Here is a 24,818-nt window from a genome sequence, read left to right on the forward strand (position 1 = left end):
GCTGTTTTTCAGCCGCAACAGTGTCAAGCATCAGTAGCTGACGCATCCGGCGCAGATTTTTCGCCGGGTTTCCAACCGGCAGGCTGGTTGCCATCCAGCTCATACGCAAAGGCGATGATGTAAGCTACCGCGATATAAAGTGTCTCAGGAATTTCCTCACCCAACTCCAGTTGCATCAGCAGGTTGACCAGCTCCGGATTGTCGCAGAGCGGTACGCCGTGCTCGGTGGCTACCTCCATAATCGCTTCGGCGATATCGCCGGTGCCTTTGGCGCTTACGTGCGGTGCATTAACGCCGTCGTAAAATAGCGCGACCGCTTTTTTAATCGGATCGGCGGGCTTATTCATAAGGTGACATCCACCAGCGAGTAGTTCAATGTTTGCTGATAGTCGGGCGGCAAACCATTAAGGCATTGAAAGTTCTTCAAGGTAATTCCTTCGGCTTCCAGCTGTTCTTTCAAGCGATTCATTTTTGCGCGGGCCAAGGCCAGGGTTTCCTGTCGATCTGCCCATACACTCACCGAAAGATTGTCCTGTCCGGCTTGTAACTGAACGTACACACCGCCCACCTGGGGCAAATCAAATTTCAGCATTGCCATCCATTGTTTGACTTTGCCGGAAGCTTTTCGCTTGTCATTATCTTTTTCCTCTTGCCACTCCTGTCGCAACTGCAAATGAAACTGGTGAATGTCGGCACCATACCGCACCGGAATATCAAAAATAAAAGACTGACCGACAGCGCTGCTTTCAGCGTTATTAAGTTGGTGCCCCAGGGTATGGGTTTGTTGCAACTGAATTTTTCCCAGCCCTAATAAAGTGTGCTGCTGCATCAGCATTAACAATTGATTGCGCAAGGTTTTCGTTGAAAGTTCCTGGTGGCTGCGTTGCGGAATCTGCTGCAAAAAAGATAATAACCCCTGCGGCATATCGGGCAGTCTGGCCGTAACCTCGGCACCGGCCCGGCTGGTGTAAGCTTCCACCGCATGCTGTTGGCTTGCTGTAGGTGCAACGGGCGGCGGAGAGGAGGGGTTGGGAATATCGCTCAGCCGCAAGCTCACACCGCTCTCCTGACGCAACTGCGATAATAAATGGAGCAGGGCGCCTTTCAAATCCTGGTGGGTGAATTGAAGGCTGACTGTATTTTTGCTCGCACTGGCCGTGGCTGCTCCTGCCGGAGTGGTTTGCAACATCTGGCTGGAAACCTTTTGTTCAAAAAAAGTGCCGCTGTTTTTCAGTACCAAAGGAATCATTTGCGGGTTGGAGAGTTGTGCGGGCGAACGCAATTGTTCTGCAAATGACTTCAGCGCCTGCTGCACCGTCGCTGGTAAGAGCAGCTGCCGTACATTGCCAGGCAGTTGTTGCATAACCGGTAATGCCTGAAAAATTTCTGTGGGCACATCACGCAACGGCAACACTTGCCGCAAGGTTTCCACCAACGCTTTTTGCAGTACCAGTTTATCTACCGGTTGAGTGGTGCCGGGTTGCGCATTTGTGAGGTGGTTGGCCGCAACGGGGGTTGGCGGGGCCGTTTTGGTATCGGGAGCAGCAGGAAATAACAAGGATGAAGCAATATTCAGCAAATTCCGCAAACTGCTCTCCACAGGCAATGGGTTGCTTGCCGTTGCGGGAAGCCCGGCTGGCACGGTCGGCACCGGCGCAGGAAAATCGACGATTGCCAACCGTTGGCCTTGCTGGCTGACCAGCACCTGCAAGGTTTGGCCAGCCACCAGCGGACGATCGGTGTAAGTCAGTAGCGGGCGATCCGGCAGTTGCAGCGTCACCAGTTTTAATTGTGGCGATTGCAGTAATTGTTGCTGCTCACCCAGTTGCTGTATTTGCGCTTTGACCGCAGGCGTCTGCGGCGCTTTTTGTAACTGCTGCATCTGCTCATTGAGCTGTTTTAGCAAGGCGTCGCGCTGCTCCGGGGTGATAGCAGCAACTTTTTCCACCATAACATCGACTATTTGCCCTTGCGGCAAACCGGCAATTTTTGCCAAAACTGCTGCATTATCGCCTCGAATTAACGGCGATGAGGCCGTTGGAGGGTTGGAAACCGGCGGTAACTGCATACACAGAAATCCAAAATCAAATTTAGAGGTGAAAAACAGGGGCGATGATCGCTATAATCGCGCGCTCGAATGCCAATAACCAGCTTATCGGCACGTTTTTCCAAATCCTGAGCCGCCACAGGCAACAACCAGTGAGCCCTGATTTTGACCAAACCTTTGCTCGACATACGTCAACTCAGCTGCGAACGCGATGAGCGAATCCTGTTCAGCCAGCTCTGTTTTCAATGCCGGGCGGGCGATATTTTGCAATTAATCGGCCCCAATGGCAGTGGTAAAACCACGTTGCTGCGTTGTCTTGCCGGTGTCTCCCGCGAATACCAGGGCGACATTGCCTGGCGCGGCCATTCCTTACCCGGCGCCGCCTGGCAATTTGCGCGTGAGAGCTTGTACCTCGGTCATCTGCCGGGCATCAAAAAAGCCCTGACACCGGTGGAGAACTTGCGCTGGTATCAGCAAACCTGCGACGGAACCGGCACTTTCAGCATCGAGCAGGCGCTTGAGCAGGTCGGGCTGGCGGGTTACGAAGAAACCCCGTGTTCTCAATTGTCTGCCGGCCAACACCGCCGCGTTGCGCTGGCACGGCTGTATTTATCATCAGCGGTGTGCTGGATTCTCGACGAACCTTTTACCGCGATTGACAAGCAGGGCGTTGCCGCCCTTGAAAGCCTGCTGGAACAACACGCCTCGCGTGGCGGTATGACCTTGCTAACCTCGCACCAGGATCTCAGTATTGCCGGCGTTCGCACCGTATCGCTGGCAGATTATCGTTTTGCTGCAACGGAGTCTCGCTATGACGACTGATTTGCAGACGATTTCATCTTTTTCCGGTTTTAAAGCCACTTTTCGGCGCGATTTGCTGCTGGCACTGCGCCAGCGCGGCGAGCTGCTGAATCCGCTGGTGTTTTTTTTGATTGCCGTCAGTCTGATTCCGTTGGGCGTGGGGCCACAAAGCCAGCTACTCTCGGTGCTGGCGCCTGGCGTACTGTGGGTTATGGCTTTACTTGCAACCTTATTGTCGCTGGATGGTCTGTTCCGTAGCGATTTTGAGGACGGGTCGTTGGAACAAATGTTGATTGCGCCACAACCCTTGTATCTCACGGTGTTGGCTAAAATCGTCGTACATTGGCTGACCACCGGCTTGCCACTGATGTTACTGGCGCCGCTGCTGGGTTTAATGTTGTCGCTGCCAACGCCCGGTTTCGTGCCTTTGTGCCTCTCCTTATTTATAGGCACCGCTTGCATGAGTCTGGTGGGTGCGGTTGGCGCGGCACTGACCACCGGTATTGGCCGGGGCGGTTTGTTGTTATCACTGATCGTCATGCCTTTTTATATCCCCGTACTGATCTTCGGCACCAGCCTGGTTCAGTACGGTATTAATGGTAGCCCTTATACGGTTCAAGTGGCGATGCTGGGGGCTTTACTGGCATTGTCGATTGTCCTTGCGCCGCTGGCTGCAGCCGGTGCGCTGCGTATCAGCACCCAATAACAAAGAGAGGTTTAACGTGGCTTGGCAATGGTTTCATCGTTTGGGCTCTCCCAGGTGGTTTTACGAAAAAAGTACGCCTTGGCTGCCCTGGTTGGCGGCTATTGCTATTGTGCTGCTGCTGGTTGGTGGTATTTGGGGGCTGGCTTACGCACCGGTTGATGCAAAGCAAGGTAACAGCTACCGGATCATCTATATTCATGTGCCAGCGGCCTTTCTGGCACAAGGTGGCTATTTCATCATGGCCATCAGCGGCGCGGTGGGCCTGATCTGGAAGATGAAACTGCCCTACATGGTGATGAAGTCGGCCGCACCGGTAGGCGCGGCGCTGACGTTTCTGGCGTTGGTGACCGGCTCTATCTGGGGCAAACCGACCTGGGGAACCTGGTGGGAATGGGATGCGCGCATCACCTTTATGCTGATTTTACTGTTTTTGTATTTCGGCATCATGGCGCTGCAACAAGCCTTTACCAACCGCGACACCGGCGACAAAGCCAGTGCCATTCTGGCGCTCGCAGGCACCGTTAATATTCCCATCATCCAGAAGTCGGTGGATTGGTGGTACACCTTGCATCAGCCCGCAACCATCAAATTTGTGGGAAAATCCAGTATTGACCCATCCATGCTGTATCCGCTGCTGCTGATGGTGATTGCCTTTTACGTGTTTTATCTGTGGGTATTGCTGTTGAATACCCGCGCAGAAATTCTGCGCAGGGAGAGCCGGACCCGCTGGGTTGGAGAACTGGTTGAGCAAAAAGCCGGGGTGAAATCGTTATGACCTTTCAATTTGAGTCACTGGCGGCTTTTCTGGCAATGAACAACCACGGCCCGTTTGTCTGGGCAGCTTACGGTATTACGCTGGTGGTATTAATTACCCTGGTGGTAATGCCGGTGCTGCAGACCCGTTCCTTTTTCCGTCGTCAGCGTCGCTTGCAGCGTCTGGCGGAAAAACAAACAGGACAATAGTCCCATTACAAAAGAAGTGACAATATGCACCCGGTTAGAAAACAACGCTTGATGTTGGTCATTTTTATTTTGCTTTTTTCGAGTATCGCGGTAGGCCTGCTGGTTTTTGCGCTACGGGAAAATATCAATCTTTTCTATCCGCCGAGCAAAATTGCGACCGGCGAAGTCCCTCACAATACCCGCATTCGGGCCGGTGGCTGCGTCAAGCCGGGTACCATTTTGCGCTCCAACGAAACCCTGGAAGTGACTTTCATCATTACCGATGGCGTTGCTGAAGTACCGGTTGCTTACAACGGCATTTTGCCCGACCTCTTCGCCGAAGGTGAAGCGGCGGTGATCAACGGTATGCTGGATAACAAAGGCGTGTTTCAGGCCGCTGAAGTGCTGGCCAAGCACGATGAAAATTACATGCCACCGGAAGTTGCCGCGGCCATGAAAGACAAAGGCGAGCACCAGGCCACCTGCAAGGAGATCCAATATGATTCCTGAGTGGGGCAATTTTGCGCTGATTCTGGCGCTGGGTCTGGCATTTGCACTGACCATCATTCCTTTGGTGGGCGCGTCCACCGGCAATGCCTTGCTGATGCATTCGGCACGTTCCCTGGCGACCGGCTTCTTCACCATGGTGCTGGTGTCATTTATTTTTCTGACCACCGCATTTGTGCAGGATGATTTCTCGGTGGCCTATGTGGCCAGCAATTCCAACAGCCTGTTGCCGGTTTACTACAAAATCAGCGCTGTGTGGGGCGGCCATGAAGGTTCGCTGCTGTTATGGGTATTGATGCTGGCGGGCTGGACGTTCGCCATCGCCCGTTTCAGTAAATCACTGCCGCTGGATATGCAGGCCAGAGTGCTGGCAGTGATGGGCTTTGTCGCCGTCGGCTTTCTGTTGTTTATGTTGTTAACCTCCAATCCGTTTGACCGGATTTTGCCGCTCTCGCCACAAGAGGGCAGTGACCTCAACCCGATGCTGCAGGACATTGGCCTGATTATTCATCCCCCCGTGCTTTATATGGGTTATGTAGGCTTCAGTGCGACTTTTGCTTTTGCGCTGGCTGCGCTGATGTCTGGCCGTATGGACAGCGCCTGGGCGCGCTGGTCTCGTCCTTGGGCCAATCTGGCCTGGGCGTTTTTGACCGTCGGTATTGCCCTGGGCAGCTGGTGGGCCTATTACGAATTGGGCTGGGGCGGCTGGTGGTTTTGGGATCCGGTTGAAAATGCCTCCTTTATGCCATGGCTGGTCGGTACCGCGTTAATTCACTCGCTGGCGGTTACCGAAAAGCGCGGCATCTTTAAAAGCTGGACGATTCTGCTGGCAATTTTTACCTTTTCCCTCAGCTTGCTGGGCACATTCCTTGTGCGTTCCGGCGTGCTGACCTCCGTGCACGCCTTTGCCAGCGATCCGGAGCGGGGTGTATTTATTCTGTTCTTCCTGCTGGTGGTAGTAGGTGGTTCGTTGATCCTTTACGCACTGCGCGCGCCGGTGGTGAAAAGCTCACCTGGATTCACCTGGTTGTCTCGCGAGAGCTTCCTGCTGATGAACAACATGCTGTTGATCATCATGATGTTGACCGTGCTGGCAGGTACTTTGTACCCGTTGATTAAATCCGCCTTGAACATGGGGCTGATCTCGGTAGGACCGCCTTACTTCAACATTACCTTCCTGCCGTTAATGGCCTTGTTGTGCCTGCTGATGGCGCTGGGCCCGCTGGTTAACTGGAAAAATAATGCCAGTGAAAAGCTGATTAAAATGCTGTATGTGCCGGGCGGCATCAGCCTGGTGGGTGGTATTGCGTTCCCGTTCCTGTATGGCGGTGAATGGTCCTGGCAAGCCGCGCTTACGGTATTTATCGCTTTATGGATCACCACCGCACTGGTGCTGGATATCCGCAACAAGATTCGCCACGCCGATACCGTAAAACGCGGTTTGGGACGTTTGACGCTGAGCTATTACGGCATGGTGCTGGCGCACCTCGGTATTGTGGTATCGCTCACCGGCGTGTGCTTGACCAGTATCTATAACGACCTGCGCGATGTGCGGATGGACATCGACAAGCCGGTTCAGGTGGCTGAGTTCGAGTTTGTGCTGGAAGGTGTTTTCCGCGTACCTGGCCCCAACTATGTTGCTGACGAAGCGGTAATTCGCGTGAGCAAGCACGGCGACTTTGTACGTGAAATGAAACCACAAAAACGTCGCTACCTTTCCAATGGCCAGGTGATGACCGAAGTGGCGCTGGACGCCGGTTTATTCCGCGACCTGTATATCGCCATGGGTGAGCCGCTCAATAACGGCGCCTGGGCAATGCGCGTTCACTTCAAGCCGTTTGTGCGCTGGATTTGGCTGGGTGCATTGATGATGGCCTTCGGTGCCGGTTTGGCCGTGGCTGACAAACGTTACCGCAAAAAAAACGGTGACCCTGCATTGGCGGCGGAGGCTCAAGCATCATGATCAGGCAGCGTATCAAGCTGTTTATCCCGCTGGCGGTATTCGTGGTGCTGGGCATTCTTTTCTGGCAGGGTCTGAAACTGGACCCGACCGCCATGCCCTCGGCGCTACTCGACAAACCGGTACCGGTATTTTCCTTACCATCGCTGGAAGATCCGGAAAAACCGGTAACCCGGGACATCTTCAAAGGCAAAACCAGCCTGATGAATGTATGGGCTACCTGGTGCCCGACCTGTTATGCCGAACATGCCTATCTGGTAAAACTGGCGGAGCAGGGCATTCCTATTGTCGGCGTCAACTACAAGGATGACGTGCCGGCGGCACAGCGCTGGTTACGGGAATTGCATAATCCCTACATCATCAACATTCTCGATGCCGATGGCCGCTTCGGTATCGACCTCGGCGTTTACGGCGCACCGGAAACCTATGTGGTGGATGAGAATGGTGTGATTCGCTACAAGCATGTCGGTGTTGTTGACCAGCAGGTATGGGATAACGACCTGAAAGTGTTTTTTGAATAAGCCCGTCTAGCGGAAAACGGTATGTATTCCTCAACGTTTATTTTTTTGAAAAAGCAGTTTGATAACGAGTTCTACCGGCTTGATGAGGCTATCGCTGAAGCGGCGAGATCCATTCCGGGTTATCTGGGTGAAGAGGTTTGGGAGAATCCACAGAACGGTTATGTCTCTACCGTGTATTACTGGGAATCTCTGGCGGCGCTGGATTTGCTGATCAAACATCCGAAACATATTGAAGCCAAAGCAAAGCAGGAGCTTTGGCTGGACGGTTATCAGGTTGTTATTTCGCAAGTACTAAAAACCTACGGCGATAAACCTTTCGGTGTTTTACCCGCTACTCATTAAACAGCGATTCTTCTTATCAATAGAGCAGTGATACCTCACTGCTCCTGGCTCGAATTTGCTTAGGCTGAAATATTAGTGCCGTGCAATCCGCATTCTTTCTTTGTGCTTTCTTCCCACCACCAGCGACCTTCACGCTCATGCTGCCCCGGGCCAACCGGTTTGGTGCAAGGCTCGCAGCCGATAGAAATAAAACCGCGATCATGTAGTTCGTTGTAGGGCAGGTTGTTGCCGCGGATGTATTCCCACACATCGTTGGATGTCCAGTTTGCCAACGGGTTGAACTTGGTGAGTTTTTCTCCCGGCCGGGCAAAAGCCAGATCATCCTGAATAACCGGAATACCGGCGCGAGTGCCGGGGCTTTGGTCTTTTCGTTGGCCGGTGATCCAGGCATCCACTTCCAGCAGTTTTTTGCGCAGGGGCTGAATTTTGCGGATACCGCAGCATTCTTTATGGTCGTCTTCGTAAAAACTGAACAGACCTTTGCGAGTAACCAGATCGCGCACTGCATCGCCATCCGGCGAAAGAATATCAATGGCAATCCCGTAATGTTTGCGCACCCGCTCTATAAAGCGGTAGGTTTCTGCGTGCAAGCGGCCGGTGTCCAATGAGAACACCTGAATATCCTGGCGAATACTGTGCGCCATATCAATCAGCACCACGTCTTCGGCACCACTGAAAGAAATCGCGATATTGTCGAATTCATTCAGCGCGTGTTTGAGAATTTTACGGGGCGACCAGCTTTGCATTTCAGCATCAGTATCGACCAAGGGAATCTGGTTATCAGACATGGGAACTTCTCCAAGGGGCAGGCGTGCCGTTAATTCGCCCGTCTGTTTAAACGGCACGGGCGATGGATGGGGCACAACTTACGAATAATGAGTCACTTGACGGACTTCAGGGCTTTTCACGGTGCTAACAGGATACCAGAGCCGCTGCCGCCTTTCTAATTTCAAGCTCGCAAGTTTGCTTTCAGCGCCGGAAACAGGTAGATTGCCGCCCGATAAATGAATGCTGTCCCGATAAAGCGCGGAGGTTAATGTGGAAATTGCATGTCTTGATCTTGAAGGTGTTTTGGTTCCGGAAATCTGGATTGAATTTGCCAAGGCAACCGGTATTGAATCACTGAAAGCCACCACACGCGATATTCCCGATTACGACGTGCTGATGAAGCAACGTTTGCGCATTCTGGAAGAAAACAACCTCGGTTTGAAAGAGATTCAGGAAGTGATTGCCACCCTGAAGCCGCTGGATGGCGCGGTAGAATTTGTTGACTGGCTGCGTGAGCGCTTCCAGGTCATCATTCTGTCAGACACCTTCTATGAATTCTCCCAGCCGCTGATGCGTCAATTGGGCTTCCCGACGTTGCTGTGTCACCGTTTGAACGTTGACGAGCGTGATCGTGTTATTGGCTACACCCTGCGTCAAAAAGACCCCAAGCGTCAGTCTGTGCTGGCTCTGAAAACCCTCTATTACCGTGTTATCGCCGCTGGCGATTCCTACAACGACACCACCATGTTGGGCGAAGCCGATCAGGGCATCCTGTTCCATGCGCCACAAAATGTGATTGACGAGTTTCCGCAGTTCCCTGCAGTACACACTTATGAAGACCTTAAAAAGGAATTTATCAAGGCAAGCAACCGTGCACTGACCTTATAAGTCAGTGAAATAAAATAAAGAAAAAGCCCGGGCAGCAAGGCCGCTGCCCGGGCTTTTTTATGCGTGTTGATCAGCCAGCCAGTGCGCGGTTGAACATGCCCAGCGCCGTCTGGTAGCCCCACAATTGCAACTCGGCATCGTAGCGCTCGCCTTCGTCACGCATAAACGCGTGCACGCCATTCACTTCGTGCCAGGTAAAGTTTACGCCGCAAGCGACCAGGTTGGCGTATACCTTGGCGCGACCTTCGGCGGGAATATGCGGGTCCTGTTTGCCCCACACCATTTGCAATTCGCCTTTGATTTCGCCGGTGCGAGTCAGGCTTTCGTTGCCAGGTTTGGAGGGCGTAAGACCGGAGTGAATGTCGGTAGCGTAAAAGCAACTGGTTGCCAGCACTTCGGGGTGAAGCGCTGCTCGATATGCAAGTCCGCCGCCCAGGCAGAAGCCCATGGCACCGAGTTTGCCGGAGTAGTAAGGCAAGCTTTTCAGGTAATCGACCATCGCCTGGGTATCTGTATCGTGCGCTTCCAGGGTTTTGGCTACCTTGTCTTCATTACCTTTATCGCGACCGGCATCGTCGTAGCCCAGCACTGTGCCGATGGGATTCAGCTCGTGGAATACTTCCGGTACCAGCACCACATAGCCGTGGCCAGCCATAATTTGTGCGCTGCGACGGATGGGGCCGGTTTGTTGGAAAATCTCCGAGTAGAGGACGATGGCGGGGTATTTACCTTCGTTAACCGGGCGATAAACATAGACACGCATGGTGCCGGTTGCAGTTTCCAGATCGACCTGATGGTTTTGAATAAGCATACTTTTTCCTCGAATTTAATTTTCTATAAGAAAACAACAATGTATCCGGAGTACTGGCAGTTATTGGTGACAGACCGTCTGCCGCAGGGATGCGGCAGTCGAGCCCCCACGGACGGGTTTACGGCGTGTCTGTCACTAATAACTGCCAGTGCGACAAAACCTTGGGAGCCAGGCTGCTTGTAGATCGTCTGCGACGATGCTTCGGAACACCTCGAACCGTAGTGGTTGCGGCGAGCCTGCCAGTTATTACAGCTGCGATAAATTTCCGATTAGCCGGAAAACTTCTCTTCCAGCGTTTTCATAAACAAGCCCACTTTGGTGAGGCTCTCCTGGTATTCTTCGTTCGGATCGGAATCCGCGACTATGCCGCCGCCGCCCCAACAGTGGATCTTGCCATCGGCACAAACCAGGGTGCGAATAGCGATGTTGGTATCCATATTGCCATCGGCACTTACGTAGCCCAGGCTGCCGCAGTAGACGGATCGCCGGGTTGGCTCCAGTTCTTCAATAATTTCCATGGCGCGAATTTTCGGCGCGCCGGTAATGCTGCCGCCAGGAAAACCGTCTTGCAATACCTGAAGCGGGTGGGTGCCCGGGCGCAGCTGCCCCTCCACAATGCTGACCAGATGGTGGACGTTGGCGAAACTCTGTAAAGAGAAAAGGGCGGGTACTTTTACCGCATCGCAGTGCTTGCTGAGGTCGTTGCGCAGCAGGTCAACGATCATCAAATTTTCCGCTTTGTTCTTGGTGCTTTGTTGCAGCCAGCGGGCGTTACGCTGGTCTTCATCCGGCGTTTTGCCCCGGGCGATGGTGCCTTTAATCGGGCGGGTTTCGGCTTTGCCATCCTGCACCGCAATAAAGCGCTCCGGCGACAAGCTAAGGATGCTGGCGTGGGCGGTGCGGTAGAAAGCACTGAAGGGCGAGGGCACCGATTGGCGCAATTCAAGATATGCAACCAAAGGATCGCCCTGGTAAGTCGCGGTGAATCGCTGGGCGAAATTGACCTGGTAGCAGTCACCGGCTTCGATGTAGTGGCGGATTTTATCTATGTTTTTCAGGTAATCATCAACATTAATACTTTCTTTGAAGCTATTGATATTAAATGATTTTTTATCAAAGTTAAGGTTTTGCTTTAAGTCGTGAAACTGTATTTTTTGCAGCAACTCCGCATCGATGTTTGCCTGTGGGTGCTGTACCAGCCACGCTTTCTTGTGTTCATGATCCTGAACAATGGCCCATAAATAGCGGCCGACATCCATCTCGGGGATGGCGATATCCGCTTTGGCTTGCTCTGGCAAACGCTCAAAGCGGCGTCCGAGATCATAAGCAAAGTAACCCATAAAACCGCCGGTGAAGGGGGTTTCCGGGCGAGGAGTTGTTGCAGCGAGCTGGTAGCTTTGTAATACCTGAATAGGGTTTTCTGCGCTTACTTGCAACTGATTGCCGAGGTGATCTTGAACCCGGGTGTGCATACCGGATGTGGTGATGATCAGATCCGGGTTGGCAGAGATAATGTCGAAGCGACCGTAGATGCTTTGAGGCCGTCCGCTGTCCAGCCAAACGGGCTGGCGATATTGGCTGATCAGCGCAAACCAGTTGGCTGAGTCCGGTGAATAAGGCAAGGCAGTCAGTTGAACAGAGGACATCACAAACCATTGGCTGAAATCAGGAGCGCCATTCTAGCAGGCCAGGTGAAAAGCGGGGATGCCCGTCGACGTGGCGCAGGGCAAAGATGCAGCCGGAAACCGGAGGTTGTCAGCCCCCGAATTCCGGCTCGGGTCAATCAGGTCGGTAAACCTTCCGGAAGATGCTGTACCGGTTTGGCCTGGGTGCCTTCCGGCGGCGAGTACCAGCCCGGATCACCGTGCAGGTGGTCACGTACTTTTACCAGGGTGAACATGCCGCCCATTTCCAGTTTTCCGTAAGGGCCTTCGCCCATCATCATGGGCAAGGTATTGGCGGGGCCTGGCATATGGCCCATATCAACATGCTCCTGATGTTCGGCCATACCGTGTTCGCCCATCGCCATATACCCCGGCACCAATTTTCGGATTTCCGCTTCCGCCTGTTTTTGATTGGCGCCCAGAGTGTTGGGAATGCCGTGGCCCATGGCATTCATGGTGTGGTGACTCATATGACAATGAAATGCCCAGTCGCCAGGCACTGCGATAAACTCGATATCGCGGGTTTGCCCCACGCCGACAATCTCGGTAACTTCCTTGCGCCATTGATTTTGCGGCCAGCGGCCACCATCCGAACCGGTCACGTCAAACTGAACGCCATGCAGATGCATCGGGTGATTCCACATGGACAGGTTGCCCATACGAATGCGCACCCGCTCACCGGTTTGCGCCACCAGCGAGTCAATAAACGGAAATACTTTGCTGTTCATGGTCCACAGATCGAATTCGGTCATGACCGACGGATCGGGGCGATAGGTGCCAGGATGCACTGCCCAGTTGTGCAACAGCACGGCGTAATCTCTATCGACCGGCGGTTCTGTGGGTGTTTTCGGGTGGATAATAAACATCCCCATCATGCCCATGGCCATCTGCACCATTTCATCGGCGTGCGGGTGATACATGTAGGTGCCGTTTTGCTCAAGGGTAAATTCGTACACCCAGGTTTCACCGGGTTTGATCGGTGGTTGGGTCAAGCCACTGATGCCGTCCATGCCCCATGGCAGCAGGATGCCGTGCCAGTGCACGGTGGTGTGTTCCGGCAGTTTGTTGGTGACGTAAATTCTCACCCGATCGCCTTCTACCGCCTCTATCGTCGGCCCTGGTGTAGAGCCGTTGTAACCCCAGGCTTTAATGCGATTGCCGGGGCCAAATTCATGCTCAACCTCCTCGGCAATCAGGTGAAATTCTTTTACGCCCTCGTTCATCCGGTAGCCCAGCGTGCGGCCATTGGGCGTTACCACGGGCCGATAACCATCAACGGCGGCGGCTTTTTCTATCGGCGTATGCGCCGCGGCGGCGGTTGTTTTTGCCGGCACCTCCGGGGTGTGATTGGCGTGGTCATGATGAGAATGGTCATGCGTGTCAGTTGATTGCGCCATAACAGTTTGTGCTTTAACCAGCCCGCTGGTAAACAAACCGGCGGCGCTTGCCACCAGCAGATCGCGACGATTAATCATGATGGTGTGCTCCGTGATGATGGTGGTTATGTTGGGATTGGTCTTCCTGCGGCGGTTCATTGGCAGGCACTCCAATTGTTTCAGGCACGGGTAACTGTTTGCCCAGCGCCTGCTCCAGATTGTTTCGAGCCAACCAGTAACTTTCGCGCGCGCGAATGCCTTCCTCTTCAAATTGCAGAAGGTGTTGTTTGCCCGCTAGCAGTTCAAAAGGGCTGGTGATCATGAAGTTGACTTCACGCTGCAACAAGGCGAGTCGCTTGTTGGCGTTCTCGGCGGCGGCGGCTGCCCGGGTTTGCGCGGCACGGGCGTAATGCATCTGCTCCAGGCTGGCAGTTACCTGCTGCACAAGCTTCAGGTTTGCATCTGATTGCTGCGCTTCGTTTTGAGCCAACAGCGCTCTGGTTGCCTGTTGGCGATATTGTCCCTGGTCGAACAACGGTAAGCCCCACTCGATATGGCCCCCTTTATTCCAACTGCCATCGAATTCCCGTTCGGCTTCAATACCGACGCTGATATCACGCCAGGTCGATTGGCCGGTCAGTTTTGATTGCTGCTGTAACTGGTGTTGCTGTTCCGCCAACAACCGCAATAAAGGCTGGTGAGTTTTTCCCTCGGCAATCAATGTATCAGCCTGCCAATGCTCATCGGGGAGGTTTGCCAATGCGCCGGGTAGCTCGGGAACATCTGCCGCTGCAAGCCCCAGCAAATAAACGAGCGTTCGTTTTTCCCCGGAAGCGGTCAGCGCCGCCTGCTCCAGATTACTCTGCTGCTGGCTGGCATCCAACTGGTGTAACAACAGGGTAGATTCGGGAATATTACCGGCATCGTAAAGGCTTTGAGCGAGGGTCACTCTGGCCCGGCTTGCCTGATATTGCACCGCACGCAGCTGTCGGATTTGTTCGGCGGCGATGGCAGAGAACCAGGTGTGTTGCAATTCGCTAACCAGCGACTGCAAGCCTTGCTGTATTTTCCAGCGGGTTTCCAGCCATTGCTGTTCGGCCAATTGCTGCCGCAAACCGCGAGTAAAAACATCCACTAGCGATTGGGTCAAACCAAAGTCCAGCTGCCAGCGGCCGCCACCCTCAGGGCGCAAGGCGCCGGTAGCAAATTTCGGATTACTGATAAGAGCGGCCTGGGCGCGTTGCGCATCGGCTACCCCGGCAGATGCCAGCAAGCCGCGCACCTGGGGCGAATGGAGCAACAGCAGCCGGGTAGCCTCATCGGCATTCAGCGTGGTTGCGGGATGCGCCGGCGCCGCTTCATTGCCAAGCCGGGAATAACCCGGCCCCAGAAGATCCAACGCTGCCATCTCGCTGCTATTAATAGAAGGCGTTACGGCGCAACCGGCCAGCAGGGCCATTGCAACGCATACACCGGTTGCCAGCAATCGCTGATGATAAGGGTATTTCATAGGGATACCTGTTAACTGCAAATCACATCGTGGGTGAGTCAATCATGATCAATACCGAATGCCGGAAGCAGAGCGCCGCGGCAAACGGATGTCAAAGCAGCAGAATCAGGATAGCCGGGGAGGGCGTCGCAAACTGTCAGGCAACAACGCAGGAATAAAAGGTAGTTCGAAATGATAGTTTGAAGCAGAGAGGAAAGGTGTTTTTGCCGAGTCTACCGGCAACAACAAAATCACGGAAAACTGGCAACTGGCCTGGCAGTGATAACAACTGCCAGCTGTTTCGGTTGCCGGAGCCGAGGGTTCAATATCTACCGCTTGTTCAGCGCAACCCGAATGACCGCTGTTGTGATGTTGGTGTTCTACCGGAGAGGCTTCGCGGGTTTGCATATCCAGTAAATGGCAGGGCGACCACTGGCCTGCCGCTGCTTGTAGCGGAAGCCACAAACACAACAAGAGCGCCAGAAATTGTCGATAAGCCGGTGTGCGCAAAATATAACCTGAGCCATTAAATGAAGGTTTATATCTTAGCCTGATTGCACCAAACTGGCAAAAGTGAACCATTGCAGTGCACTCATAAAGGGTCTAGCATGCCCGCTTTTGCAAGAAATGGTGCACGCATGCGTTGGAGAGAAGGACTCACCGAATGCCGTCAAATGCTCGGCATTGAAAACAATACCACCAGCCATACCGAAAAAATCATCTCAGGCCTTGGCGGCTTGACCGGCATTCTCGCCGTATACTGGATTACCTACACTGCCTTTGCCAATGCCGAAGCAGGCACCACCGCCTTTGTGTTGATGGTGACCTCCATGGGTGCCAGTGCGGTATTGTTGTTCGCTGTTCCTCACGGGGCGCTATCCCAGCCCTGGGCCGTATTCGGCGGTCATATCATCTCTGCCTTTATAGGCGTTTCCTGCCACCTGCTCATCGATAACACCCCCCTCGCCGGTGCTATTGCGGTAGGCGCGGCTATCGCGGCGATGCATTATCTGCGTTGTATCCATCCGCCCGGCGGAGCAACCGCACTGGCTGCGGTAATCGGCGGCAGCGATGTGTATGCGGCAGGCTATCATTTTCTGGTGATGCCGGTGCTGGTCAATGTACTGGCCATTCTCGCTACGGCAATTCTATTTAATTCCCTGTTTCCGCATCGCCGTTACCCGGCGCACCTTACACGTCGGCAACGTAAAACCGTGCCGGTAGAGCCGCAAACCCGCCAGTTTGATTTGACCCAGGAAGATTTTGCTGCGGCAATGACCAAGCTGGATTCCTATATGGATATCAACTCGGAAGCGCTGGTTGAGTTGCTGGAGCTGGCCAAGCAGCAGGCGGAACAGCGCTCAACGCATCCCGGACAAATTGTTACCGGCCATTATTACAGCAACGGAAAACTGGGCAGCTTATGGGCGGTGCGCCGGGCCAGTGCTGCCAGCGAACATGGCATGAGCAACTCATCCAATATTCATTGGAAAACCGTGGCAGGAACCGGTTTGGGAGAAGAGGGCGTTTATTCGCTGGAAATTTTCCAGGCCTGGGCGCGCTACCCGGTAGTGTTGCAAAACGGCCATTGGGTACGCTCCGATGATCAGGATGCAGATACCTGAGTTGTACAATTTCCTACAATAAAAAGCTGGAGCGAAATTCAACAGCAGGTCACGATGTCGCCTTTGATTTCCATTGGCAAAGGCGACTCTGATTATCATGATCCATACAATAAAAGCGTTAAGCACCTCAACAAAAACACTGCTTGCAGCCTTGGGTTTGCTTTCTATCAGCAGTGTCAGTTACGCAACCACCGTGCAAATCCAAACCGTACTCGGTGACTTTGAAGTGAACCTGTACGATAAAAAGACACCGGAGACGGTGAAGAATTTTTTGAGTTATGTGAATTCCGGTGCGTATACAGATACCGTAATTCATCGATCAAACTCAAAGTTCATCATTCAGGGCGGAGGGTTTAAATACACGGGAACACCCTCCGTGAGACCACCACTTGCAGCTATTTCATCACGAGCCCCTGTTATTAACGAACCCGTACTCTCTAATGTGCGCGGTACTATTGCCATGGCAAAAATAGGAAGCAATCCTAATAGCGCCACCAACCAGTGGTTCATCAACCTTACCGATAATAGCGCCAATCTTGACTCGCAAAATAGTGGATTCACAGTATTTGGTCAGGTAACTGGTAATGGTATGGCTATTGTTGAGGCAATTGCTGCACTCAAGAACTACAGCCCAACAAATTCTGCTGATTTAGGAAATTTTCCCGAGCTGCCATTGAGAGGCTACAATTCCGGTACAATTTCCATCGACGAAAAACACCTTGTTGTGGTAACGGGTGTTGTGGTACTTAACCCATCGCCAGACACTGCTGACGGACTCAATCCGCCTCTGAGTAAAAACAAAAATGACGGTAAGAAGAGTTCTGGTGGATCTACCGGTATACTTCTGATTGCCAGTTTGCTGTTGTTAGTTACCGCTCGCCGCTTCCGCTTCACTCGTTAATATCATCCAAAGGCAGTCGGTGTTGTGCCGGCTGTCTTTCACGATGGTTTATTCTGTAATCATTGACGGTTCGTTTTTCTCGCTGAACCTGACGCTCTTCCTTGTTGCCCCCGGTTAAAGACACTATATTGTCTGTCAGATAACATCAAACGAGGAGCGCGCTGTGATCACCTACCTGTATTGGATCTTTATTTTTGGCCTGAGCATTCTTGCCTTCTGGGCATTTGGTCGGCTCAATAGATGGCGCCCGGCGTTGATCAGCGCACTGGCCATTTTGATTGTGGGCTGGCTGGCGTATTTCTTTCACTTTGAGCAATTATTCGTCAAACAATACGGCGGGATAATGACCATCACCGTACCGGATGGACAAATGCATATCAGTGCAACCTGGAAGGAAAATCACCTGTGGGTTGAGAATTACGATCCTGCCAATAACACCTGTTATTTCAGCGAGTACTCAAAAGGTAATTTATTGCAGGGAAGGGTGGTGATCAAAAATTGTAACCCGGCCTCCTTCAGCCGCACACCTGCCAATCCTTCTTCAACGGCACCGGCACCGGCACCGGCGATACAACAGCCCTGAACAGAAATAAAAAAAGGTGGGAAATAATCCCACCTTTTTTGTATGCGCCGGTTTTTACACCGCCAGTGTGTCGTACACCACAACCTTGCTCCACAGGTGCGAGCACTTCTCTACGAACGCTTCGTGCAAGGCATGAACCTGATAAACGTTCTGGCCTTCCACATCATCGAAACACAGCAACTCGGAAACATGGTAGCTGTTATCCACTACATCGCGCTTCTCGGTAGAGGCGGGGATGCCCACGTGAATCGCACGCACGGTTTCGATTGCAGCCAACTCTTTAATACCGGCAATCAAGGCTGCACGATCGGCTTCGGAGTCAGGGTTTTTCAACCAGAAAAATACGTGATGCAGCAGGCGAGGCAGCTCATCCTTTTTTCCGTGGTGCTTGTCGCCGTGATTGTGCGCGGAAACAGACATAGCTGCACCCATCAGCGCGCTACCTGCAAGGAAGGTTCTTCTGGTGGTCATTAGTGGTGCTCCTGTAGATTGTTATAAAAAGGCCAAAACTGTGAAAAATAGCGGCTTGAGGCGCAGATGCAAGCATATTTACGGATCCTTACTATTACCTATTCTTCTTGCGGTACCGTTGTAGCCTTTAATAAGGCTGGGTCAGCTCGCCGTAGATCAGCGTCACGTATAAGTTGAGGATATGTGGCGACTGGCGCAATAACTTGTCGAGATCACGGCCCGGCATAGCGCTGGTACGAGGTCTTTCCGATACAAAACGCGATGCAGCCGCTTCCAGAATTTCACTGAAAATGACCGGCTCTTTGAAGCGCACCTGCGGATTGTTCAAGCAAAAACTGGTGTAGGCAAACAAGGCTTCAACCACCGCCGCTTTGTAATAAACCGGGTGTAGCTGCTGCGTAAGGTTATCCATCAAATAGGCAAAGCTGGTTTCTTCCGGAGTCATTGAGCTGCGAACCAATTCGCAGTCCAGGGTATGTTTATCGTTGCCACGCTCTCCGAAAACCAGTTGCTTGGCGAACATCAGGCTGTGCCAGATATTTTTCAGGAAGCTGTCATCAAAATGTGTAATCAGGCCGCGCGCCAACCGCCATTCAAACCAGTCGGTATCCACTGCGGTGGCCATACGAGCGCCGAACACATCGCTTTCATGATAAGGAAAGTAGGGGGCATCATGATGGATGCCGCGGGAAAAACTGTGGCTGTGTGAAGCCATAATAGTTTTCAGCTTTTTCACCAGCAGCGCAGGGGATTGCAAACCAATCCATTCCAGCATGCTCACATCATCGGCATCGCCTTTGTCCATGGCATACAACATCATAAAGTTACGCAATTGAATGGAGCGTAAACCTTCAAATAAAGTGGGCGCTGTTTTAACCAGTGTTCCGATGGCAGATAAGAGTTCAAGCACCAGGGTGCGTTCCAGCGGGTCAACAAACTGGTGATCCAGCTCGTCAAAAAAGCCCTGGTTGGAAAATGAATGACAGAAAGCAATTTCTGACAAGTCACTCGCACCCACCACCACAGACATATTGCGAGATGACATGATGGTCAAACTTTCATTCAAATCGGTATGTATCAACCCCAGTGCTGAAAAGCACAATCTCGCCACCAGCCAGGCGTTGTGTTTCTGAGCCTGGCGGTAGATATCTTTGACAAAATCGCGCAACAACACCGGAGATTCTTCGCTGCCAATATTATCGTCCAGCGATTTTTTCTGGATAAAAGCATTCAAATTACGGTAAGTAATAATTTCACTTTCCGATTCCAGCTTGTCTAGAATTTTTTGCGCTGCTGGCTGCAAGTGCTGCCAATGATGAGGCAGGTTTTTGTCCGTGTTTTTCCGGGCTTTTACCCGGTAAGTATCGGCATCAAAATGCGGCAGAATCAGGTTGTTAACCAGCGATGCGCGATAAGCCAGGTTGGCCGATGCATAACCCACATATTCGTAATTGGTTCGCAGCTGCAAATCTTTCACTGTGCTCAATAAGGATTCAACGTTGGGGATGCCGGACAGGTGCTCATCAAACAGCAGAGTGAAAACCGCCACCTCCTGATCCAGCCAATGGCGGTGAATGTAAGTGATTTCCTGAGTAATCAGTTCAACCAGCAATTTCGCATCGCTGTTGCGGTAGTCTTCCTGCTCGCTTTGCAAGGATGACAAACACAAATACACGCGATTATTAATCAAATACGTTTGCGAGGTGGTAAGGCTTTGCAAACGGCGGCGAGGGCGGCCCGTCATACCCATCGCCTCGTTTTCGCCCACATGCGCGTAAGCTTCCATCAACCCGGCCGCAGAAATAACCGTCATCGGTTTGATGTCTTGCAAGCTCTCCACAATAACGCCGTGCTTGACCAATGTTTGTTTGGTTTCTTCGCTGTCAGCGAGAACCACCAGCGCCAGTTGGGTTTTATTAAATTGGGTGGAGCGAGCGCGCAATGCGCAGGGGTCAAGGTCATCAATAGACACCAGACCTTCGTCCAGCATCAGGCCGGTGTAATACAAACTTTGTGCCCACACCAACGGCAGGTTGTCATTGGCGAGGCGCTGCTGGGTACCGGGTGATTGTTTTTCTGCGGCGATATTTTCTTCCGGCACAAAATACAATTCCGGCAGCAAGGCAACATCGCCCTCGCGAATCATCAAGCCTTCCAGCTTTTCGCGGTAATGTTTCGCGGTGGATTCATTGCCATCAAACAGCGCACCGAGATATAAATAGGTAAAAAATAACGGCCACTCCGATTCAATATGCTCAAAGTTGGCCAGTTCGGAATGCTCATAATAAATGCGGCTGGGTTCTTCCAGTGCCGTCTGGTGGCCATCCCACAAAAAGCGCTTGCAACCATAATGGCCGCCCAGCTTGGCCAGAATATTATCGCGGGTGCTGGTCACCAGCGTGTTTTGCCCGACCGCAAATGCAGGAAAGCCGATAATACTTAACAAGGCGCTATCGGCTTCTTTTGAAATGGATTCCCGTGGCAGTAAAGATGCCAGGGCGTTGCGGGCCAAAGAGATCGAGTCAGGAATAACCTGAATGATGCCGCGCTTGTCACCACGGGGGCCAAACACGTTGAAGCCATCCAGCGCTTGCAAGGCGGCCTTGGCCATCCCCACAGAACTGGCGTTGATTTCCGGCTCACCGTTATTGATTTTATTGCCGCGCTCCCAAATACCATAGTCGGGCGTACGGTAGGCGCTGGAAATGTAATACACCAGATTTTGCACAAAATTGGCTTCGCTCACCGTGCAAACGATGCGTAATCCGGACGCCGACATTTGCGCCAGCATCAACAGAAAGAGGGAGGTTGCATCAATTTGCAAATGCCCCCAGGCATCGTCTGCAACCACCGTCAAACCGGTTGCCGTGTCGTATTTGGCATGAAGGGCATCTTCGGGGCGCAAGGTATATTTGAATGCTTCAACCTTGTGCGCCTGGCGCATCATCGCCTGAAGCAAGCCACGCATCAGCTTGATAGTCGCTTGCTCGAGTTCGTCACGACGGTGGGTTTCATTGCGGCGCCGATAGGCCTGGCCCAGGGTCCAGATCGCCATCACCGAATAAACGTTATCGCGCACCCAGGCATCATTGTAGTTACCGTGATTGTTGTTGGCCGTACTGGCCGGAAGCAGGCCGGTAACCGGATGCTGGCGGCTCAGAATAACGGATTGAATCTCACGATATAAACGTCCCAGCAAATTTTGATCTTTCATAACAACCCGATGCGTTCGTCAAAAGGAGACTCACCAAAAGATCTGCAAGTCTGGCGTAGCGTTAACCAGTGTGGCGAAAAAAGGCCCTTAACGGAGCGAGAGGCCAACCCGGATTAAATGTAGCATATGGATAATATCCAATTTAACATAATATATATTATGCGAAGTCCTATATATTGCCCGGATGGCATGGCCGGCCAGACTGGACAACCAACTAAAGTATTGAATATTTCCAACTAAAACGTTGAATTTCCAACTAAAGCATTGAAGTATTCGTGCGGCGTTTTGAGCTTCAATCGGAGTCATGGCCTATAGATACCTCATCTTTTTGGAAACGCTTCTCTATGCGTCTTGCAGGCCGATTTAAACCAATCCCCCTAAAGCAATTGTCCTGCACGCATTTGAACCAATTTCCAAGCAAGAACTTAACCAATGGAGCTTGAGTTGTCCTAATCATAGGTAACAAATACTAATCCCTAATGACAGGTATCTGTACGGCTGGAGAAATGCGGAATATCCCCGCTTGTGGCCAGCTAAGGGGCTTGTTGGATCAGTAACGCCGAAATAGAAAAACGGCGCTTAAAGCGCCGTTAGGGATAGGGACTAGTCGCCGCCTTTCCTTAGCTTATAATCAGCCCGATTATAGGGTCGGAAATCGACCTTTCGGTCGCCGCTAGTACAGAGAGAGCCAGTTTCTCTGCCGCCTGAATTCGGATAACCAATGTCTGGAGGCTATTCCAAATATGCTCAATTGAGCCCTTACAGACAGTTTTGTCAATAAGCCCCTTTATGTCAAGAGCCGGCCAAAACAGGCTGCAAAAGATGAGCTATTAAACCGAAATAAACATCAAATTGGCGAAATGGTCTCCGCTTTAAATTTCTGTGCTGATGATAGCTGATCAGCTCTTTTCTGTGTTCGAGTGCCATTAAATCCGTTAAAATAACATTATTACGGATTATATAGATTCCCTGCTCCGGAGATATTTCATGGCCAAGTCCGGTCAAGCACGTGTACCTACTGCTGAGCAACAGCAGCAGATGTTTGCCATCATCAAACAGCACCGGCATAAAGAAAAAAATAGCGCCATCATGCAGATAAGCTTCAAACTGGGACTTCGCGCTCAGGAGATTGCGCTGTTACAAATAAAAGAGATCGCGCAACTGAACAGCTTGGGCACAGATTTCAAACTATTGGAAGTTATGAGTTTGCCGGCAGCCTACACTAAAGGTGCTGATGCTATGGGAAGATCCCAAAGCAGTTATCAGCGCAAAAGGATCAGTTTTGATGTTGAGTCATTTGATAAGGTGGTCAGGCAGATTGAAGCGATGGCAAAATCCGGGGCTGAAATTAATCCGGACAATTTCTATCCGCCAGTTAAGAAACATCGCGGTAAATCACGCGATCTCCCGATGATTCATAGTGATCTTCGTTTGGCGCTGACAGCTCATTTGCGGCACCGCCTTGATAGGGGTGAAAAGTTAAAGCCCTCCTCCCCTCTTTTTCTGACCCAAAAAGGTGGTCCCTACTCTCCCAATACTCTTCAGGAACACATGGCTTTGATGCTTCGTGATTGGACCGGCATTGAGAAGGCCAGCTCCCACAGTGGGCGCCGGACACTCATTACGAATATCATTCATACACAGAAAAAATCTGTAAAAATAGCTCAAAAGATTGCTGGTCATGTAAACCCATCTACTACCCTCATTTATGAGGAGCCACCTGAAGAGGCCCTGGAGCACGCACTGAGTAGTCTTCCCTGATAATTTGAAGCCAATCAAGTGGTGAAGTAAATCGCCTAAGTTTACTGGTGATAGCATAGGATTAAATCACAGGCCAAACATCGGAAAAGGCGTCGTCTTGATGGATTTTTTATTCTCTGCGATGATCTGCCTAATTCTCTCACCACTTATTATTTTTGAATTTTTGAGTTCGGCAACAGCGATGGTAATTTCATTCATGTAACGACGAATGATTGGAACTGCCGAATTGTAAGCAGAAATCATGAATTCTCTATCTTGAACTTCGGTTAGCTCCGCCCTTGGATCTAGCGAGTGATACATTGCTCGATCGATGGTGGCGTTTCTAAATAAAGTTTGAGTCATAGAATTACCGTCTTGATAACCTAAATAGCCATCTCGGTACAACACAAGCTCGGCAGCAAATCCACCGCAAGCAACCAGCTGTCTAATATGTTTATTGGTTGTACATCTGGCTCGAGCTTGATCGACGTTGTGATCCTCTAGGAACTCCACGCATTCCACATCGCCACCCAGGTCAATGCATACAAAGGCATGCCTCAATTCGTGCCAGCATTGATACTCTACATCGTTCACTTTCATGCAAAGCACCTCAAAACAAACACCTAAAGGAATGGGAAAATTGTCCGGTAGCTAAACGGACGGGTATATTTTCCGATGGAGTTAATTGTTGCCAATTTTCATCTTCACTGCTCGATGAGTGCCATTCATTAAGGATGTGAGGCTGCACCACCAAATTTCTGCACTATGTAATTGGCTGTCTTAATTGGTTTATTTTTGTAGCTAACTGATCTAACCGATCATTATCACTCATCAATCCAGTATAAAATATAGAATACCAGTTGTTGGGGGTCTGATATTCCTTATCCTTGCTATTCCTGTATCTATTAAGAGCAGCCTTCAATTCACTGCCAGTTAAATTCTGCGGCCCACAAGGAAGAACCAATTCGAGCATGTCATGAGGGCGGTCACTTAGACTACTCCAATATTTTTCAAACCAACCTTGAGTTCCATCATTAGAAATCACCTCATCTAAGTGGTATCTTAAAATATCTTTCTGAGGGTGGTTACCATCAATGATCTCTATGGATATTCCTGGTGTGTCAAATTGACCCTTGAATACGGCTTGATACAATCGGTCACTTAAAAAATCATCAAAATAAGGATGAATAGCTCTTGACGGTGACACAACACCCTTTACAGCCTTTCTCCTCAACGAATTACAGCTACAAGCAGGGACAAGATTTTTTGAAAAAAAAGAGTACTCGGGATAGTCGTCTTTAGGTAAATAATGATCCAAGGTTCCATTTCCAAGCCCACCACACATTGGACACACCGTGGGTGATAAATTACGGCGGTATTCTTCCATAAATTTCAGCCTCCCTTTTGGTGGAGAACTTTAGTGAGCGCTCAGGGCTCTTTTAAAAGGATCGGTGATACCTAA

Annotated in this window: 25 protein-coding genes; 13 read left to right on the top strand and 12 right to left on the bottom strand. The window is 51.5% G+C overall.

What is annotated here, in order from left to right; all coding sequences use genetic code 11:
• Positions 1-23 precede the first annotated feature (23 nt).
• On the bottom strand, positions 24-347 hold the full coding sequence (locus C4F51_RS09650) for an EscU/YscU/HrcU family type III secretion system export apparatus switch protein (RefSeq protein WP_193909339.1): 324 nt from the start codon (positions 345-347) through the stop codon (positions 24-26).
• The gene (gene fliK / locus C4F51_RS09655; RefSeq protein WP_193909341.1) at positions 344-2,068 is read right to left on the bottom strand and encodes a flagellar hook-length control protein FliK; all 1,725 of its coding nucleotides are present in this window, start codon (positions 2,066-2,068) and stop codon (positions 344-346) included. The genes C4F51_RS09650 and fliK overlap by 4 nt, the downstream gene beginning before the upstream one ends.
• Positions 2,069-2,212: 144 nt before the next feature.
• Here fliK and ccmA point away from each other — a divergent pair, with 144 nt between their 5' ends.
• Genes ccmA through C4F51_RS09695 form a run of 8 tightly spaced genes read left to right on the top strand, consistent with a single transcriptional unit; the run spans position 2,213 to position 7,826 of the window.
• Positions 2,213-2,869 (top strand): cytochrome c biogenesis heme-transporting ATPase CcmA, encoded by a 657-nt coding sequence (gene ccmA / locus C4F51_RS09660; protein ID WP_235992314.1) that lies wholly within the window; start codon positions 2,213-2,215, stop codon positions 2,867-2,869.
• A complete protein-coding gene (ccmB, locus tag C4F51_RS09665; protein WP_193909343.1) occupies positions 2,859-3,554 on the top strand; it encodes a heme exporter protein CcmB in 696 nt (231 codons plus the stop codon). Before ccmA ends, ccmB begins: the two co-directional genes overlap by 11 nt.
• Positions 3,555-3,570: 16 nt before the next feature.
• Entirely contained in the window at positions 3,571-4,329 is a 759-nt protein-coding gene (locus tag C4F51_RS09670) for a heme ABC transporter permease (protein ID WP_193909345.1), read from the top strand.
• Positions 4,326-4,517 (top strand): heme exporter protein CcmD, encoded by a 192-nt coding sequence (gene ccmD / locus C4F51_RS09675; protein WP_193909348.1) that lies wholly within the window; start codon positions 4,326-4,328, stop codon positions 4,515-4,517. Before C4F51_RS09670 ends, ccmD begins: the two co-directional genes overlap by 4 nt.
• Positions 4,518-4,541: 24 nt before the next feature.
• Positions 4,542-5,006, top strand: coding sequence for a cytochrome c maturation protein CcmE (gene ccmE, locus C4F51_RS09680; RefSeq protein WP_193909350.1), 465 nt, complete (start codon positions 4,542-4,544; stop codon positions 5,004-5,006).
• Entirely contained in the window at positions 4,996-6,966 is a 1,971-nt protein-coding gene (locus C4F51_RS09685; protein ID WP_193909352.1) for a heme lyase CcmF/NrfE family subunit, read from the top strand. The genes ccmE and C4F51_RS09685 overlap by 11 nt, the downstream gene beginning before the upstream one ends.
• Positions 6,963-7,484: a DsbE family thiol:disulfide interchange protein gene (locus tag C4F51_RS09690; RefSeq protein ID WP_193909354.1), complete on the top strand. Its 522-nt coding sequence runs from the start codon at positions 6,963-6,965 to the stop codon at positions 7,482-7,484. Before C4F51_RS09685 ends, C4F51_RS09690 begins: the two co-directional genes overlap by 4 nt.
• A gap of 21 nt (positions 7,485-7,505) precedes the next feature.
• Complete coding sequence (locus C4F51_RS09695; protein WP_193909356.1) at positions 7,506-7,826, top strand: antibiotic biosynthesis monooxygenase family protein; 321 nt, start codon at positions 7,506-7,508, stop codon at positions 7,824-7,826.
• 59 nt (positions 7,827-7,885) lie between these two features.
• Here the strand turns inward: C4F51_RS09695 and C4F51_RS09700 are convergent, their stop codons facing one another.
• On the bottom strand, positions 7,886-8,614 hold the full coding sequence (locus tag C4F51_RS09700; protein ID WP_193909358.1) for a phosphoadenylyl-sulfate reductase: 729 nt from the start codon (positions 8,612-8,614) through the stop codon (positions 7,886-7,888).
• A 250-nt stretch (positions 8,615-8,864) separates the two neighbouring features.
• Between C4F51_RS09700 and thrH the strand changes: the two genes are divergently transcribed.
• Positions 8,865-9,482, top strand: coding sequence for a bifunctional phosphoserine phosphatase/homoserine phosphotransferase ThrH (gene thrH / locus C4F51_RS09705; protein ID WP_193909359.1), 618 nt, complete (start codon positions 8,865-8,867; stop codon positions 9,480-9,482).
• Positions 9,483-9,552: 70 nt separating this feature from the next.
• On the opposite strand, the gene C4F51_RS09710 is transcribed toward thrH, so the two are convergent.
• From C4F51_RS09710 to C4F51_RS09730, 5 genes are all read right to left on the bottom strand, one after another.
• Positions 9,553-10,293 carry a dienelactone hydrolase family protein gene (locus tag C4F51_RS09710; protein WP_193909361.1) on the bottom strand — a complete coding sequence of 247 codons (741 nt, stop codon included), beginning with the start codon at positions 10,291-10,293 and terminating at the stop codon, positions 9,553-9,555.
• 269 nt (positions 10,294-10,562) lie between these two features.
• Positions 10,563-11,939 carry an aminodeoxychorismate synthase component I gene (gene pabB, locus C4F51_RS09715; protein ID WP_193909363.1) on the bottom strand — a complete coding sequence of 459 codons (1,377 nt, stop codon included), beginning with the start codon at positions 11,937-11,939 and terminating at the stop codon, positions 10,563-10,565.
• A 137-nt stretch (positions 11,940-12,076) separates the two neighbouring features.
• Positions 12,077-13,432, bottom strand: a complete 1,356-nt coding sequence (locus C4F51_RS09720) for a multicopper oxidase family protein (protein WP_193909365.1) — start codon at positions 13,430-13,432, stop codon at positions 12,077-12,079.
• Positions 13,425-14,843, bottom strand: coding sequence for a TolC family protein (locus C4F51_RS09725; protein WP_193909367.1), 1,419 nt, complete (start codon positions 14,841-14,843; stop codon positions 13,425-13,427). Before C4F51_RS09725 ends, C4F51_RS09720 begins: the two co-directional genes overlap by 8 nt.
• Before the next feature lie 105 nt (positions 14,844-14,948).
• Positions 14,949-15,332, bottom strand: coding sequence for a hypothetical protein (locus C4F51_RS09730; protein ID WP_193909369.1), 384 nt, complete (start codon positions 15,330-15,332; stop codon positions 14,949-14,951).
• 128 nt (positions 15,333-15,460) lie between these two features.
• On the opposite strand from C4F51_RS09730, the gene C4F51_RS09735 reads away from it, so the two are divergent.
• From C4F51_RS09735 to C4F51_RS09745, 3 genes are all read left to right on the top strand, one after another.
• The gene (locus C4F51_RS09735; RefSeq protein ID WP_193909371.1) at positions 15,461-16,447 is read left to right on the top strand and encodes an HPP family protein; all 987 of its coding nucleotides are present in this window, start codon (positions 15,461-15,463) and stop codon (positions 16,445-16,447) included.
• 97 nt (positions 16,448-16,544) lie between these two features.
• Positions 16,545-17,348: a peptidylprolyl isomerase gene (locus C4F51_RS09740; RefSeq protein WP_193909373.1), complete on the top strand. Its 804-nt coding sequence runs from the start codon at positions 16,545-16,547 to the stop codon at positions 17,346-17,348.
• 163 nt (positions 17,349-17,511) lie between these two features.
• On the top strand, positions 17,512-17,931 hold the full coding sequence (locus C4F51_RS09745; protein WP_193909375.1) for a hypothetical protein: 420 nt from the start codon (positions 17,512-17,514) through the stop codon (positions 17,929-17,931).
• 54 nt (positions 17,932-17,985) lie between these two features.
• Here the strand turns inward: C4F51_RS09745 and C4F51_RS09750 are convergent, their stop codons facing one another.
• Together C4F51_RS09750 and C4F51_RS09755 are read right to left on the bottom strand one after the other, a co-directional pair.
• Positions 17,986-18,402: a Dabb family protein gene (locus tag C4F51_RS09750; protein WP_193909377.1), complete on the bottom strand. Its 417-nt coding sequence runs from the start codon at positions 18,400-18,402 to the stop codon at positions 17,986-17,988.
• Positions 18,403-18,529: 127 nt separating this feature from the next.
• On the bottom strand, positions 18,530-21,616 hold the full coding sequence (locus C4F51_RS09755; RefSeq protein ID WP_193909379.1) for a glycoside hydrolase family 15 protein: 3,087 nt from the start codon (positions 21,614-21,616) through the stop codon (positions 18,530-18,532).
• 987 nt (positions 21,617-22,603) lie between these two features.
• Here C4F51_RS09755 and C4F51_RS09760 point away from each other — a divergent pair.
• A complete protein-coding gene (locus tag C4F51_RS09760; RefSeq protein WP_193909380.1) occupies positions 22,604-23,377 on the top strand; it encodes a site-specific integrase in 774 nt (257 codons plus the stop codon).
• Between the two features lie 66 nt (positions 23,378-23,443).
• Here the strand turns inward: C4F51_RS09760 and C4F51_RS09765 are convergent, their stop codons facing one another.
• Both C4F51_RS09765 and C4F51_RS09770 read right to left on the bottom strand, forming a co-directional pair.
• Positions 23,444-23,956, bottom strand: a complete 513-nt coding sequence (locus C4F51_RS09765) for a hypothetical protein (protein WP_193909382.1) — start codon at positions 23,954-23,956, stop codon at positions 23,444-23,446.
• 163 nt (positions 23,957-24,119) lie between these two features.
• Positions 24,120-24,743, bottom strand: a complete 624-nt coding sequence (locus C4F51_RS09770; RefSeq protein ID WP_193909383.1) for a hypothetical protein — start codon at positions 24,741-24,743, stop codon at positions 24,120-24,122.
• Positions 24,744-24,818 lie beyond the last annotated feature (75 nt).

Origin of the sequence: Cellvibrio polysaccharolyticus, assembly GCF_015182315.1 — a bacterium.
In the GTDB taxonomy this organism is placed as follows: domain Bacteria; phylum Pseudomonadota; class Gammaproteobacteria; order Pseudomonadales; family Cellvibrionaceae; genus Cellvibrio; species Cellvibrio polysaccharolyticus.